Origin of the sequence: Pantoea sp. BJ2 (assembly GCF_040255075.1) — a bacterium.
GTDB lineage: Bacteria > Pseudomonadota > Gammaproteobacteria > Enterobacterales > Enterobacteriaceae > Pantoea > Pantoea leporis.
The window spans coordinates 434,101-448,193 of sequence record NZ_CP158292.1; the positions used below are offsets into that span (position 1 = coordinate 434,101).

General features: G+C 58.0%; 12 protein-coding genes. 5 read left to right on the forward strand and 7 right to left on the reverse strand.

Annotated elements, in window-relative coordinates; genetic code table 11:
• Positions 1–17 precede the first annotated feature (17 nt).
• The 4 genes from AAF463_RS01885 to AAF463_RS01900 all read right to left on the reverse strand — a co-directional run bounded on the left by AAF463_RS01885 (position 18) and on the right by AAF463_RS01900 (position 6,120).
• Complete coding sequence (locus tag AAF463_RS01885) at positions 18–1,445, reverse strand: MFS transporter (RefSeq protein WP_350261434.1); 1,428 nt, start codon at positions 1,443–1,445, stop codon at positions 18–20.
• Positions 1,446–1,634: 189 nt separating this feature from the next.
• Positions 1,635–3,155 (reverse strand): p-aminobenzoyl-glutamate transporter, encoded by a 1,521-nt coding sequence (abgT, locus tag AAF463_RS01890; RefSeq protein ID WP_350261435.1) that lies wholly within the window; start codon positions 3,153–3,155, stop codon positions 1,635–1,637.
• A gap of 209 nt (positions 3,156–3,364) precedes the next feature.
• Positions 3,365–4,810 (reverse strand): M20 family metallopeptidase, encoded by a 1,446-nt coding sequence (locus AAF463_RS01895; RefSeq protein ID WP_350261436.1) that lies wholly within the window; start codon positions 4,808–4,810, stop codon positions 3,365–3,367.
• Complete coding sequence (locus tag AAF463_RS01900; protein WP_350261437.1) at positions 4,807–6,120, reverse strand: amidohydrolase; 1,314 nt, start codon at positions 6,118–6,120, stop codon at positions 4,807–4,809. Before AAF463_RS01900 ends, AAF463_RS01895 begins: the two co-directional genes overlap by 4 nt.
• Before the next feature lie 113 nt (positions 6,121–6,233).
• Here AAF463_RS01900 and AAF463_RS01905 point away from each other — a divergent pair, with 113 nt between their 5' ends.
• Positions 6,234–7,136 carry a LysR family transcriptional regulator gene (locus AAF463_RS01905; RefSeq protein ID WP_101762356.1) on the forward strand — a complete coding sequence of 301 codons (903 nt, stop codon included), beginning with the start codon at positions 6,234–6,236 and terminating at the stop codon, positions 7,134–7,136.
• 78 nt (positions 7,137–7,214) lie between these two features.
• Positions 7,215–7,646, forward strand: a complete 432-nt coding sequence (gene yjdN, locus AAF463_RS01910; RefSeq protein WP_101762355.1) for a VOC family metalloprotein YjdN — start codon at positions 7,215–7,217, stop codon at positions 7,644–7,646.
• A 166-nt stretch (positions 7,647–7,812) separates the two neighbouring features.
• On the opposite strand, the gene AAF463_RS01915 is transcribed toward yjdN, so the two are convergent.
• The 3 genes from AAF463_RS01915 to AAF463_RS01925 all read right to left on the reverse strand — a co-directional run bounded on the left by AAF463_RS01915 (position 7,813) and on the right by AAF463_RS01925 (position 11,082).
• Positions 7,813–8,679, reverse strand: coding sequence for a nucleoside-specific channel-forming protein Tsx (locus AAF463_RS01915; protein ID WP_101762354.1), 867 nt, complete (start codon positions 8,677–8,679; stop codon positions 7,813–7,815).
• Between the two features lie 388 nt (positions 8,680–9,067).
• A complete protein-coding gene (locus tag AAF463_RS01920) occupies positions 9,068–10,426 on the reverse strand; it encodes an ATP-binding protein (RefSeq protein WP_137384992.1) in 1,359 nt (452 codons plus the stop codon).
• Entirely contained in the window at positions 10,423–11,082 is a 660-nt protein-coding gene (locus AAF463_RS01925) for a response regulator transcription factor (RefSeq protein WP_008105599.1), read from the reverse strand. The genes AAF463_RS01920 and AAF463_RS01925 overlap by 4 nt, the downstream gene beginning before the upstream one ends.
• Positions 11,083–11,247: 165 nt before the next feature.
• On the opposite strand from AAF463_RS01925, the gene AAF463_RS01930 reads away from it, so the two are divergent.
• The 3 genes from AAF463_RS01930 (at position 11,248) to AAF463_RS01940 (ending at position 14,006) form a co-directional block, all read left to right on the forward strand.
• Positions 11,248–11,616, forward strand: a complete 369-nt coding sequence (locus AAF463_RS01930; RefSeq protein WP_101762352.1) for a helix-turn-helix domain-containing protein — start codon at positions 11,248–11,250, stop codon at positions 11,614–11,616.
• A 175-nt stretch (positions 11,617–11,791) separates the two neighbouring features.
• The gene (locus AAF463_RS01935) at positions 11,792–12,682 is read left to right on the forward strand and encodes a LysR family transcriptional regulator (protein WP_350261438.1); all 891 of its coding nucleotides are present in this window, start codon (positions 11,792–11,794) and stop codon (positions 12,680–12,682) included.
• 112 nt (positions 12,683–12,794) lie between these two features.
• Positions 12,795–14,006: an MFS transporter gene (locus tag AAF463_RS01940; RefSeq protein WP_350261439.1), complete on the forward strand. Its 1,212-nt coding sequence runs from the start codon at positions 12,795–12,797 to the stop codon at positions 14,004–14,006.
• The last annotated feature ends 87 nt before the right edge of the window (positions 14,007–14,093 follow it).

Consider the following 14,093-nt stretch of genomic DNA (forward strand, 5'->3'; position numbering starts at 1 on the left):
CATTTCTTTATTAGTCTTCAAATATTCTCCAAATCCATCCCTCGGGTTTTCGGCCCGTAAATCCCCACCGACAGCATCACAATCAGCATGCTCAGCACGATAAAGGCGATCACGCCCTGGCTGCCGGCGTACTGCAAAATAAAGCCAATCAAAATACTGCTGAACACCGTCGACAGGCGGCTAAACGAGTAGCAGAAACCCACCGCGCGGGCGCGAATGTGCGTCGGGAAAATCTCGGTCTGATAAGCGTGATAGCTGAAGGTTAGCCATGCATTGCTGTAAGTGATCAGGAAACCACAGATGATCATCAGCACCGGATGGGTCATAAACGCAAACAGCGTGCCGAACACCACCGTCATCAGCGATGAAAACACGATCTGCCATTTATTCTCGAGCTTATCGGCGTAGCGGCTGCAAATCAGCGAGCCGAGCGGATAGGCCAGCGTAATGAAAAACGCATACAGCAGGCTGTGCGTGACGGTCGCGCCTTTGCCCGACAGCAGCGCCGGCAGCCAGTTGCCGAAGCCAAAAAAGCCGATCGCCTGAAAGAAGTTCATCACCACCAGCATCAGCGTGCGCTGGCGATAGGCCGGTGCCCAAATCTCGCTGAAACGCCCTTGCTTAGGTTGCTCAGGTGCGAACTGTCCCCCATCCCGGCCTTCCTCCGCAACAGGGGGAAGGGGAGAAGCGATACCACAGCGCTTTTCCATCGCACTCAGCACCTGATGCGCTTCCTGATGTCGTCCTTGTTGCGCCAGCCAGCGCGCCGATTCGGGCAGGTTTTTACGAATCAGCCAGATCACCAGCGAGCAGACCGCACCGGCGATCACCACCCAGCGCCAGCCTTCGAGGCTGAGAATGGTTTGCGGCACCAGCCACCACGACATTAGCGCCACCGTCGGTACCGACAGGAACTGGATAAAGAAGGAGAAGGCGAACGCGCGGCTGCGCAGATGCGCCGGTACCCATTCAGAAAGATAGGTATCGATGGTCACCAGCTCGACGCCGAGGCCAATGCCGACCAGGAAGCGGAACAGGATAATCATCTCTGCGCTCTGCTGGAACGCCATCAGCAGCGAAAACGCGCCGTACCACGCCAGCGCGCACATAAAGGTCAGGCGGCGACCAAAACGGTCGGCGTAGGGCGCAAGCAAACTCGCGCCGACAAACAAACCGAGGAAGGTGGCCGAGGCAAATGCGGCCTGGTCGGCGATGCCGAACACGCCCGCAGAACCGGTATGAAACACGCCCGCCGCCACCAGGCCGGAGCTGATATAGCCGGTTTCAAACAGATCGTAGAGCTCAAAGAAGCCGCCCAGCGCCAGCAGCGTGATAAAGCGCCACAGGCCGGCGGACGAGGGCAGCGCATCAATGCGCCCGGCTAAGGTACGGCGATCCGCGCTCATGTGATCGTTCGCCATCCCTTTCGACGTGATGGTTGTCATTATTATGTATACCTCGGTGTTTGCAGAACCCGCTGACGGCTGAGATGGTTTTAAAAATAATTAACCGTTAGCAAGCGAAGGAATAGCAGGATAATAAATTCGCTGAGAGTTGCCGAGAGGCGGGACGGTGACATTTTGGCAACATACGTTGCAGTTCACAGAAAAGTGATCGCCATCCGTGGCGCAGGCTTAGTGCAGGCTTGGGTAGACGCCGGGACCGATCGGTAAACCCAGCACGTACCACGCCAGCAGCAGCACAATCCAGGTGGTGAAGAACACCAGCGGATAGGGGAAGATCAGCACGTAATAGGTGCCCAGTTGCGCATCTTTTTGATAACGCTGCAGGAAGCCGAGGAACAGCGGCAGGAACGGCGACATCGGTGCCAGCGGCAATACCGCAGAATCGGCGATGCGGAAGATCATCTGGGCAAACGCCGGATGGAAGCCAAGCAGCATAAACATCGGCACAAATACCGGCGCCAGAATCGACCAGATCGCCGAGCCGCTGGCGATAAACATGCACAGGAACGCCGACAGGAACATCAAGCCCATAAACGCCGGTGCGCCGCTGATGCCCGCGCTCTCCAGCACATCGGTCAGGCCGATGGCCATGAACTTGCCCATGTTGCTCCAGTTGAAGAAGGCCACGAACTGCGACAGTGGAAACACCATCACAATAAAGCCCGCCATGCTCTTCATCGGATCCACCAGCAGCTGCGGGATATCATCCGCGCGTCGAATCTGCTTGGTTACCGCGCCATAGGCAATCGCCACCACAAAGAAGAACAGGATGATGATTGGCACAATGCCCTGAATAAACGGCGAGGGAATAATGCCGCCGGTTTTCGGATTGCGCAGCGGCGCGTGTTCCGGCACCACCAGCAGCGCCATCAGCGCGATAAACACCAATGCGGCGATGCCGGCGGCTTTCAGGCCGCGATTCTCCAGTGCGGTGAGCGGCGGCAGACGATCGCTATTGCCGCCGTTCCACGCGGGCAGGCGCGGCTCGACAAACTTGTCGGTCAGCAGCGCACCGGCGATGGTCAGCACAATCACCGAACTGGCCATAAAGTACCAGTTGTCGATCACGCTAACGTGTACGGTGTCGCTCACCGCTTTGGCGGCTTCGCTACTGATGCCGGACAGCAGCACATCGGTGGTGACAATCAGCAGATTGGCGGTAAAACCGGAGGCCACGCCCGCGATCGCCGCCATCAATCCCGCCACCGGATGACGTCCCACCGCGAGGAAAATCAGCGCGCCGAGCGGCGGCATTACTACCAGCGCGGCATCGGAGGAAATGTGGCTGAAGAAGGCGATAAACAGCACCATGTAGCTGGCGTAGCGACGGCTCACGCGCGAAGCCATCTTCACCATCAGCGACTGCAGCAGGCCGACTTTTTCCGCCAGGCCGGCACCAATCACCAGCGCCAGAATCGATCCCAACGGCGTGAAGCCGCTGAAGTTTTTGATGATATTGGGCAGGATCCATTGAATCCCTGCCACGCTCAGCAGGTTATTCACCCGCACCAGCTCGCCGTTGGCCGGGTTTTTCACCGCCACGTCGAGGCTGCTGAGCACGGCGGTGGCCACCATCAGCACCACAATCAAATAGACGAACAGTAAAAACGGGTTCGGCACTTTGTTGCCGACGCGTTCAATCCAGCTAAACAGCTTTCCAGGGCTGCGGTTCTCCGTTGTTATTTCCATGGCAGGTCCTCATCAGTCGTCTTATTGTGTTTGCAAGCCCTTCATACTTCGAGCTGCAGGTGCGTTGGCTGCGTGCGTGCACCCCAGTCACTTACTTGAGTAAGCTCCTGGGGATGCCCGCACTTGCCGCCTTCCTGCAGCTCGAATTATTTTGGGCTTTAGTTTTTATATTTTTTTTTGCCCGCGTTTATAAACGCGAGAGGTAAATCCTAGGACGTTAACTTCGACGGTGTGACATCCGCTGGAATCGGGCAGACGTAAGGCTGCTCGCGGCGTACGCGCTGGAACTCGTCGCGGCAGCGCGCCAGCGCCGCGTCATCCTGCAGCAAGGTCAGCGCGGTGGCGGCCATCACTTTGGCGGCCAGACACATGCCTTTGTGCGCAATGGACGTGCGGCCCTGCGCCACCAGCTGCCAGGTGTGCAGCGGCGTGCCGAAGGCGAAGCAGGGCGCAAAACACTGCGCGGTGGGCGTCACCCAACTCACATCGCCGACGTCGGTTGAGCCGTAAAGGATCTCGCGCGTCACCGCATAGGGCGCCACTTCATCCATCAAAATCTTGTCGCCCAGCGCCGCTGCCCAGGCAACGCCCGCTTCACCGCCTGTGCGCGCCGCATTGAGACGCGCGTTACGCAGATCGTCTTTGCTCAGCGTGGATCGCATCTCGGCGGCAAACGCCTGTTCCGCTTGACTGTAGTCAGGCAAACCAAACTGATGCAAATAGCGCTCCATCACGCTTTCCAGTGCGCGATTCGGCACGTAATTGGAGCAGGCTTTATCGAAGCGCACCGTCATCTGCGTGTCGGTCATCAGCGCCGCGCCTTTGGCGATGTTGATGACGCGCTGATAGATATCCTGCGCTTGATCGAGCTGCGGCGCGCGAATCAGGTACAGCACTTCGGCATCGGCTTGCACCACATTGGGGGAGACGCCGCCGGCATTGGTCACCGCGTAGTGCAGACGCGCCTCCTGGACGATGTGCTCGCGCAGAAAGTTGGCGCCGGTGTTCATCAGCGTCACCGCATCCAGCGCGCTGCGCCCTAAATGCGGTGAGTTGGCCGCATGCGCCGCCACGCCTTTGAAGCGGAAGGCGGCCTGAATATTGGCCAGCGTGCTGAGGTTGAACATGCCGCTAAAACCTTCGGGATGCCAGGTCACCGCCGCGTCGACATCGTCGAACAAGCCTTCGCGCACCATAAAGGTTTTGCCGGAGCCACCTTCTTCGCCGGGACAGCCGTAAAAGCGCAGCGTGCCGCGCTGGCCGTGTTGCGCCCACCAGGCTTTGATGGCGAAAGCGGCGGCCAAACCGGCGGTGCCGAGCAGATTGTGTCCGCAGCCGTGGCCGTTGCCGTTTTCCACCAGCGGCTGTGGCGTGGCGCACTCCGCTCGCTGGCTTAAACCGGCCAGCGCATCGAACTCGCCGAGAATGGCGATCACCGGTTTGCCGCTGCCAATGCTGGCGATAAACGCGGTATCGATGTTGCCGACGCCGCGCTCCACGCGAAAACCTTCTTGCTCCAGCGCATCGGCCAGCAGTGCGGAGGACTTTGTCTCTTCAAAACGGGTTTCCGGTATGTCCCAGATGGCATCGCTGAGGGCGGCAAAACGTGGCTGATTTTGATTGATGTAGCGATCTATAAATTCGCTGTGGCTCATCGCTGGCCTCCAAACTGTGCGTGATTGAGGGCCAGCGTCGCCAGCGTTTGCACCGCGGTCGCCATGATCGCTTCGTCAAAATCGAACTTCGCGTTGTGATGGCCCGCCGCCAGATCGCAGCCGAAAATCACGTAGGAGGATTGGCCGCCGCGCTGCTGCACGCGTTCCAGCATGTAAGTGGCATCTTCCGAGCCCGCCGCCTGCTGTTTCGTATCGACCACTGAGGTGAAAATGCCCAGCGCCTCGGCCTGCTGGTGGATGAACGCCACCCACGGCGGGCTCGGCGTGCAGCTGCGCGCGCCGCCCATCAGCTTGACCTCATATTCCACGCCGTACATTGCTGCCGCACCGCCAATCACGCGCAGCGCCTGCTGATAGATATCATCGTTAACCTGGTTGCTGACGCCGCGCGTTTCCACCTTCATCAGCGCACAGTCGGGCACCACGTTGCGTCCGGTTCCGGCCTGCAATACGCCGACGTTGACGCGCGCCACACCGCCGCTGTGCTGCGGCAGGTTGTGCAGCGCCAGCGTTGCCTGCGCCGCCGCCAGCAGGGCGTTACGGCCCTCTTCCGGTTTGCCGCCGGCGTGCGCGCCGACGCCGGTGAAACTGACGTCGAGTTTGGTGGTGGCGAGGAAGCTGTCGCTGCCACAAACGATTTCGCCGGCGGGCACGCCGGTACCAAGATGAATGGCGGTGAACAGATCGACATCATCCACCACGCCAGCGGCCACCATCGCCTTCGCACCGCGTACGCCTTCTTCCGCTGGCTGGAAAATGATTTTGATGGTGCCGCTCAGCTGCGCTTTCATCTCCATCAACACGCCCGCCAGCGCCAGACCAATGGTGGTGTGGCCGTCGTGACCGCAGGCGTGCATCATGCCGGGATTACAGGAGGCAAAGCCTTCGCGCGTTGGCAGATGATCGGCGGCGCGACTTTCGTTCTGATCAAGCGCATCCATATCCACGCGGAAACCCATCACCGGGCCGGGACGACCGGTTTCCAGCGTGGCGACCACGCCACAAAATCCGCCGGAGAAGTATTTAATCCACTGCGGCAGCGCGCCTTGTTCCAGCGCGCGCGCTTCCTGCTGCGCCAGCACTTCATCAGAGGGCAATCCCATGCGCGAGTCGGCATCGATCACCTCGCGGCCCAGCTTGAGTTGATAACCAAGACGATGCAGCTCTTCAGCCACCAACGTGGCGGTGCGGAACTCCAGCCAGCCCGATTCGGCAAAGTGGTGCAGATCGCGTCGCCAGGCCTGCATCTGTGGGATGCGCGCGTTGACGAGGTCAGAAAGGGTTTTCATCGGCATTTCCTTTGTGTTGGTTTTTTATGCATTCATCCGAATCTACACATTGGTTTTGCCGCGCATAAGATGCGAATATCTTGCTACTGATAAACAAGGGTTATCACCAAACTATGTCTGCGAACCTCAAACTTCATCAGCTGCGCGCTTTTGTTGCTGTGGCGCGTCAGGGCAGCATCCGCGCCGCCAGCCGCTTGTCCGGGCTTTCACAGCCTGCGCTGACCAAAGCGATCCAGGAACTGGAGCTGGCGCTGGGCGCACGCCTGTTCGAGCGGCGACAGCAGGGCGTTACGCTGACTGATATCGGTGATAACTTTTTCAAGCATGCCAGCCTGGTGCTGGAAGAGTTGCGGGTGGCGCAGGAGGATATTCAGCAGCGGCTGGGATTGGCCGGCGGGCGCGTTAATATCGGCGTGGGTGGCAGTATTGCGCGCACCGTCATGCCGCAGGTGATCAATCAGTTTCATCGCGAATATCCGCTGGTCAAGGTGCGGATTGTTGAAGGTCAGCTGGTTTCGATGGTGCATGAACTGCGTCAGGGCGAGCTGGATTTCACCATCAATACCTACGATAAAAATCATCTCGATCAGGAGTTAGTTTTTGAACGGCTGATGGAGCGCGATTATCAGGTGGTGATGCGCAAAGGGCATCCGATGGCGCATGCGCGCACGCTGGCCGAGCTGCAACACTGCGACTGGACCATGCCGACACCGCAAGGGAGCTATTATCGGCTGCTACACGATCTGTTTGGCGAGCGCGGCATGGCGCCGAAAATCGTCGTCACCTGCGAGACCTTTATGGCCTGCACCAGCCTGGTGGCGCAGAGCGATTTCGTCAGCATTATTTCGCGCGACGTGATTGAAGATCCTACGCACGGCGGCCAGCTGATTTCTCTCGTTCTCGACGAACCTTTACCGAAAGCCACTTTCTATCTTATTCAGCGCAAAGACACCGCGTTGACGCCGATGAGTGCCTACATGGCGCAGCTGTTCCGGCGCTACTGTCAGCAAAGGTAAGAGTGCGGCCCGGCTCGCAACCGATTAAATAATGCGCACTACACTTGCAGTGGACATTCCCTTTATGGAGAACAGACCATGCAAGTTACCCCGTATGTGTTTTACAGCGGTCGCTGCGAAGAGGCGATTGCCTTCTACCTCGATGCCACCGACGGCGAGCTGCTGTTCAAGATGACCTATGGCGATATGCCGGATGAAACGCCGGTGGAGGATGAAGGTTGTATCTCGGGCGTGAGCTTTTCGCCGGAGCAGATCATGCATGCCCATCTGCGTATCGGGCAGGGCGAATTGATGATGAGTGACGGCGCACCGCAGGCGGCGTATGGCGGTTTTGCCGTGAGTTTATCCACGCCGGATGAGGCGCAAGGCAAGCGTTGGTTTGATGCGTTGTCAGCGGGCGGTGAGGTGACGAAAAGCTGGGCACCGACGTTTTGGGCCAATGGCTTTGGTATGTTGACCGATAAGTTCGGCGTGCCGTGGATGGTGAATGCGTATAAGCCGCAGATTTGAGTAGAGGGTGCGCGCTGGCCCTCACCCTAACCCTCTCCCACAGGTGGGAGAGGGAACCGATCAAGCGAATTATTTCCTCTCCCACAAGTGGGACAGGGAACCGATCGAGCCTATTTACTCCCTCGCCCGCTTGCGGGAGAGGGCCGGGGTGAGGGAAACCAACAACTTAGAAGTTGTAACCCACCACCAAATAGTAACCCCAACCGGTTGATTTCACTTCAAACGGGCCGTTACCGAAGTTCAGCTCCTGGCCGTCAGCCCACTGGCCGCCGTTGTGGAAATAACGCGCCACAGTAGAAACATGCCAGTGATCGTAGTTCAGCGACAGAATGTGGCTGGACGCAATCGAGTTGCTGGTGCGTGAACGATCGGACTTATCACGCAGATCTGAACCCCAGTCGAAGTTGGTGAAGCCGATATAGCTCAGCTTGCCGCCCCACAGATCGGTAATCGGCACAAAGTATTTCACCTTAAAGCGATAACCATCCCAGCTGTTTTCGTTCGCCGCACCGTAGTTTTCCCACTGGTATTTAGCGTAAACGTTCAGCGACAGGCCGATATCGCTGTGCGTATCGATGTCGGTGCCAAGACCCATGTACCAGGTGTTCTGACGGTTATCGCTGTTGCGACCCATGTCATAGATGTAGTTGTTAGCGAAGTACCACTCTTTAAACGGACCAAAAGAGAGATCGGTGCCGGTCAGCTTATCGATGGAGAAACGTGGCTCGATTTCCATGAACATCGGCGAACCGTGGTCGAACACGCCGTTAGCGTTGCTGTTGCCCACGCCGAAGAAGTTGGTCAGATCGAGGTAGCCGTAGAAATCGAACCAATCCTTCTTGGCAAAGGCTTCATATTCCAGGTACACGTCGTTGTTGAACTGGGGTCCAAAACGGGTGTGGTAGCTGCCCACCACGTTCACGCTCTGATGCCACCAGTCAGAAACGTACTGCGGATCGCTGTCTGCTGCTTGTGCCGCACCAGTCCAGCTGCTGGCCAATAAGGCCCCTGCTATCAACGCTTTATATTTCATTATTGTTAACCACATGCTTTTGATCGCCGGGCCGTCGCCGCGATCGGGTGAAATTGATCCCAGGGGATGGGCAGTGAGTTGTCGTATCCGGTCTGCATCGCCAGATTTTCAAGCTTGCGTAATGTGCCTGTAACAGAGGCATAGAAAATAGATTTTGGTCACGTTTGTCAAAAAGTGTTGCAGTTTGATTCACTGAAAATGTGATCAATATCACATTAAACCCGTGTAGCGAACGGAACCCCGCAACCGTTTACGTGTCGCGTACAGCAGGAAACGTGTTTGATATAGGAAAGGGATGTCGCGGCGCGATTTATCGCGTTGTTTTGATGTCGCACCGTGCCCACAGCAACTTTGCGCAATAAATTGCGCCGCTAAGGCACGGTGAAGTTTATGGTAATGTCACGCGCACCTGCAGGCCGGCAATCTGGCCCTGCGGATCGTGGCGGTTCGACAGCGCAACCTGCATCTGATGTTTCTGCGCCACGCTGCGCACAATCGACAAGCCCAGTCCGCTGCCTTGCGCCTGCACATCCGGCGAACGGGTGAAGCGGTCAAAGGCACGCTCGATAAAGGATTCCGCCATGCCGGGACCGTTATCGACGATATCCACCACGGTGTGATTGCCGACGCGATGCAGCAGCACATCGACCAAACTGCCTTCCGGCGTATGCAGCATCGCATTGCCAATCAGGTTATCGAACAGGCTGCGCAGATCGGAGCGGCTGGCGTGCAGGCGATAGTGTGTGGTGCCGTTGAAGCCGATATCGATGCCGCGCTTATCCGCCACCACCATCAGCTGCTCAATGCTCTCTTTCAGCAGGTCGTCCAGTTCGATGCTTTCCACTGTGGCGACCACCGATTGATCTTCCTGACGCGAGATATTCAGCAGCTGCGTCACCAGATGGCGCGTGCGCGTCACGCCCGCTTCCAGCTGGTCAAACTGGCGGCTGGCTTCACCGGGTTGAATATGTTGCCGCAGATTCTCCAGCTGCAAAGTCACGGCGGTGACCGGCGTGCGCAGCTCATGCGCCGCATCTTCAAGGAACTGGCGCTGCGATGACCAGGCCGCGCGCAGTCGATCCAGCAAAGCGTTGTAGGCTGCCACCAGCGGCAGCACTTCATCCGGCAAGCCATCGGGAGAAACGCTATGCGGATGCAGGGTTTCCTGCGCTGCGATATGGCGCGACGCCACGCGTAAATCGCGCGTAATAGCACGCACCACCAGCCATATCACAATCAGTGAGAGCGGCATCATCAGCACCAGCGGAATGATGGCGGAGAGCGCTCGCTTGACCATGATACTTTTCATGTAGCCGATATTGTGTAGCACCTGAATGTTGCCAATTTCACTGCCCAGCTCGCCGGGCCGCGTGTAAACACGCCATTCGCAGTCGTCACCACAGTCTCCGACTTTCAAATCGGTCCAGCCTTTTTTCAGCTGCAATGGCGCATGCAGGCCCGGCCAGGAGCTGGCGCGCAGATGATTGCTTTCGTCCCACAGCTGAACGATATAGGTGCTTTTCAGTTTCTCTTCATGCATCACCATCGGCATTAGGGCCGGCATACGTTGGCTGCTGGCCCACGCATCGGCGATTTTGGCGAGCTGGTCGTCTTTCATGGTGCCCATCATGTCGCCGTAGCAGTGATAGAAATACCAGGTGACGCCGCCAATCATCGCCAGATGCAGAATCACCAGCGTGGCGAGCAGCTTGTTACGCAGCGAGCGCATAAAGGTGAAAGGTTTCATATTGCCGGTACCCGCCAGCCAAGTCCGCGTACGTTGCGGATCACTTCGTTATCCAGTTTGCGACGCATTCCGTGGATCAGCACATCCACCGCGTTGCTGCTGACCTCTTCGCCCCAGCCGTAAATGCGGTTTTCTAACTGTTCGCGCGAAAGAATGGCGCCCGGCCGCTCCAGCAAGGCGTAGAGCAGGGCATATTCACGTGCGGTGAGCTGTTCGCGCTGGCCTTTGTACAGCACTTCGCGCGTCATGATGTCGATCTGCACATCGCCGCTGCCGAGCAGAGAATCTGCTGCACCGTGGCGACGGCGGGTAATGGCACGCATACGCGCCAGCACTTCTTGCAGATCAAAGGGTTTCAGCAAATAGTCGTCGGCGCCGCTGTCCAATCCCTGAATACGTTGCTGCACGGTATCGCGGGCGGTGAGCACCAGCACCGGCGTCATGTCGCCGCGCGTGCGCGCACGACGCAGCACCTGCAGGCCATCTTCACGCGGTAAGCCCAGATCCAGTAACACGCAGGTATAGCCGCCTTCAGCCCAGGCATTGCTGGCATACACGCCGTCGCGTACCCAATCCACCGACCAACCTGCCGCTTCCAGCGCTTGCTGCAGATTCGCGCCAATCATTTCGTCATCTTCTACCAGCAGCACACGCATGATGCCCTCCAACTTAACTGAACGCAGTGTAGCGACAGATAATTAGGCCAGAATTATACCCGTTTTCCCGCTTGCTAATTCTGCGCTAATTTTCTGCTAATTAAGGGATAAATTTAACGCGCTATTGTGGCGGCACTGGACATATTGCCAACGCAGGAGAATCCCATGAATCAGCGCGAATTTATCCGTAGTTTGCTGGACTGGATAGAGAATAACTTAGGGCACGATCTGCATCTGGATGAAGTCGCACGCCGCTCGGGATACTCCCGCTGGCATCTGCAACGTCTGTTCCGTCAGCACACCGGCTTTTCACTGGCCGAGTACATTCGCCAGCGCCGGTTAACCGAATCTGCGCTGACGCTGATTAACAGCGATGAGGCGATTTTGCAGGTGGCGATGAGTTACGGCTTCGATACGCAGCAGGCTTATACTCGCACCTTCAAAAACTACTTCATGGTGACGCCAGGCCAGCTGCGCCGCCAGCGTCGCGTTGAGCCGGATCGTTTATTGTTCCCATTGGCGATGGCGAGTTGATGTATGCCTATGCGCATCATTCGTAGCGGCGCAATTTATTGCGCAATATCTGGATGGGCTCGTTGCCATCATTGATAAGCGCGATGAATCGCGCCGCTACGAAATGTACGCTGATGGACTAATGACGCCTTTTGCTTTTAAGCTGCTGTTCTCACTCTCTTAACTGCCAGAGAACATGGATAACAGCGACAATCTCTCTGCCATGATGCTGTTTGCACGCGTCGTGGAACGGCAAAGCTTTAGCGAAGCCGCACGCTCCTTAGGCGTCTCCAAATCGCACGTCAGCCGTGAAGTGGCGCGGCTGGAAGTGCGCCTCGGCATCAAGCTGTTGCAGCGCACCACGCGCAAAGTGGTGCTGACGGAGCTCGGCCAGGCTTACTATCCGTTCTGCGTGCGCATGCTGGAAGAGATGCATCGCGCCGACGCCTTTGTGCAGCAGGTACATCAACTGCCCGCAGGCAACGTACGCTTGCAGGCGCCGATCACCTATGGCTGTCAGTGCGTGGTGCCGACGCTGAATGACTTTATTCGCCGCCATATTCACATCAACGTCGATCTCGACCTCACCACCAGCGATGACCCGCAACCCAGCGCCGACGTGGCGATTGTGATCCGCGCGCGTGCGCCCGACGCGGCCAATTATCGTGAACTCGCCAGCATTGATTGGGGCTTGTACGCCACGCCAGATTATCTGGCGGCGCATGCGCCCATCGATCATCCCGACCGCCTGATGCGTCACGACTTGCTGCTGTTTCACGGCCCGGCGCACACCGCCGCGCTGCCGTTTCGCCGTGATAAACAGCGCCTGGCGCTGGATGTGCACAGCCGTTTCCGCGCCAACAACAGCATGGCGCTGCTTAATGCCGCACTGGCGGGCACCGGCATCGCTTATCTGCCCGCTTATATGACGCAAGATGCCTTAGCGCGCGGCGAAATCCAGCAGGTGCTATCAGATTGGCAAATGGATCGCCTGCACAGCTATCTGTTGCTGAAAGAGCAGCCGCAACCCTCTTCGCCGGTCACCATGCTGTGCGATGCGTTAATCAACACCCTTGGCACAGCGTAATTGTTGTTATCTGGCAACAATTCTGCGCCGCCTGGCAATTATCCGCGCTACTCTGTTTTCTGCGCAACGTCACTGTTAGCCTGCTAAAAAAGCAAAAAACAGGGATATCACCATGCAGCAACCTCCACTCGCGTTAGCGCCCGAACAGCAACACTGGAAGCGAAATTTATGTGTCTGCGTGCTGGGTTCGTTCAGCACCATTGTGGCGATGACGCTGCTGTTGCCGTTTCTGCCGCTCTATGTGCAGCAACTTGGCGTGCAGGAACCGGCGGCGATTGCGCGCTGGTCGGGTGCGGCCTACGGCGCCACCTTCCTCAGCGCCGCCCTGACCGCGCCGTTATGGGGCAAACTGGCCGATCGCTATGGCCGCAAACTGATGCTGATCCGCGCCAGCCTCGGCATGGCGATTGCCATGTCGCTGATTGGTATGGCCACCGCGCCGTGGCAGCTGGTGGCGCTGCGTTTGCTGGCGGGTTTGCTCGGCGGCTACGCCTCGGGATCGACCATTCTGGTGGCGGCGCAAACGCCGAAAGAACAAACCGGCTGGGCGCTCGGCGTGTTGTCATCCGGCATTATGGCCGGCAACGTGGTGGGGCCGCTGCTGGGCGGCGTATTGCCGCCGCTGATTGGCATTCGTCACACCTTCTGGCTGACCGGCGCGGTGATTTTCCTCGCCTTCCTCGCAACCACCTTTTTGCTGAAAGAGGTGCCGCGCTCCTCTGGCAAGAAAACCTCACAGAAGATTGCTGACGATGCGAAGTCACTCAATTTGCCCGTGGTGCGGCTAATGTGGCTGTCGGGCATGCTGCTGATTTTCGCCAATATGTCGATTGAGCCGATCATCACGCTGTATATCGGCCAGTTTGTTAACGGCGATCACGCCATCACCGTCACCGCCGGATTGGTGATGGCCGCCGCCGCGCTCGGCAGCATTATCTCCGCGCCACGTCTGGGACGGCTGGCCGATCGCGTCGGGCATGGTCGCGTGCTGGTGTATGGGCTGATAGCCAGCGCGCTGCTGCTGATCCCGCAGGCGTTTATCCGCGAAGCGTGGCAATTGGTGGTGCTGCGTTTTCTGATGGGTATGGCGCTGGGTGGATTGATGCCGTGCGTCACCGCGCTGATTCGTCACAACGTACCGCAGTCGCAGGTGGGCAAGATGCTGGGTTATTCAACCTCGGCGCAGTATGTCGGTCAGGTTTCAGGTCCGCTGTTCGGCGGCTTTATTGGCGGCGCGTTTGGTATGCGTCCGGTGTTTCTGGCGACCTGCGTGATCATGGCGCTGTGCGCGCTGTTAAATGCCCGGGTGCTGCGCAAGCGTTAAAGTTAAAACCCGCACATACCGTAGCGGCGCAATTTATTGCGCAATGCCTGGATGGGCGTCGAGCCGCCATTGGTATGCGCGATGAAT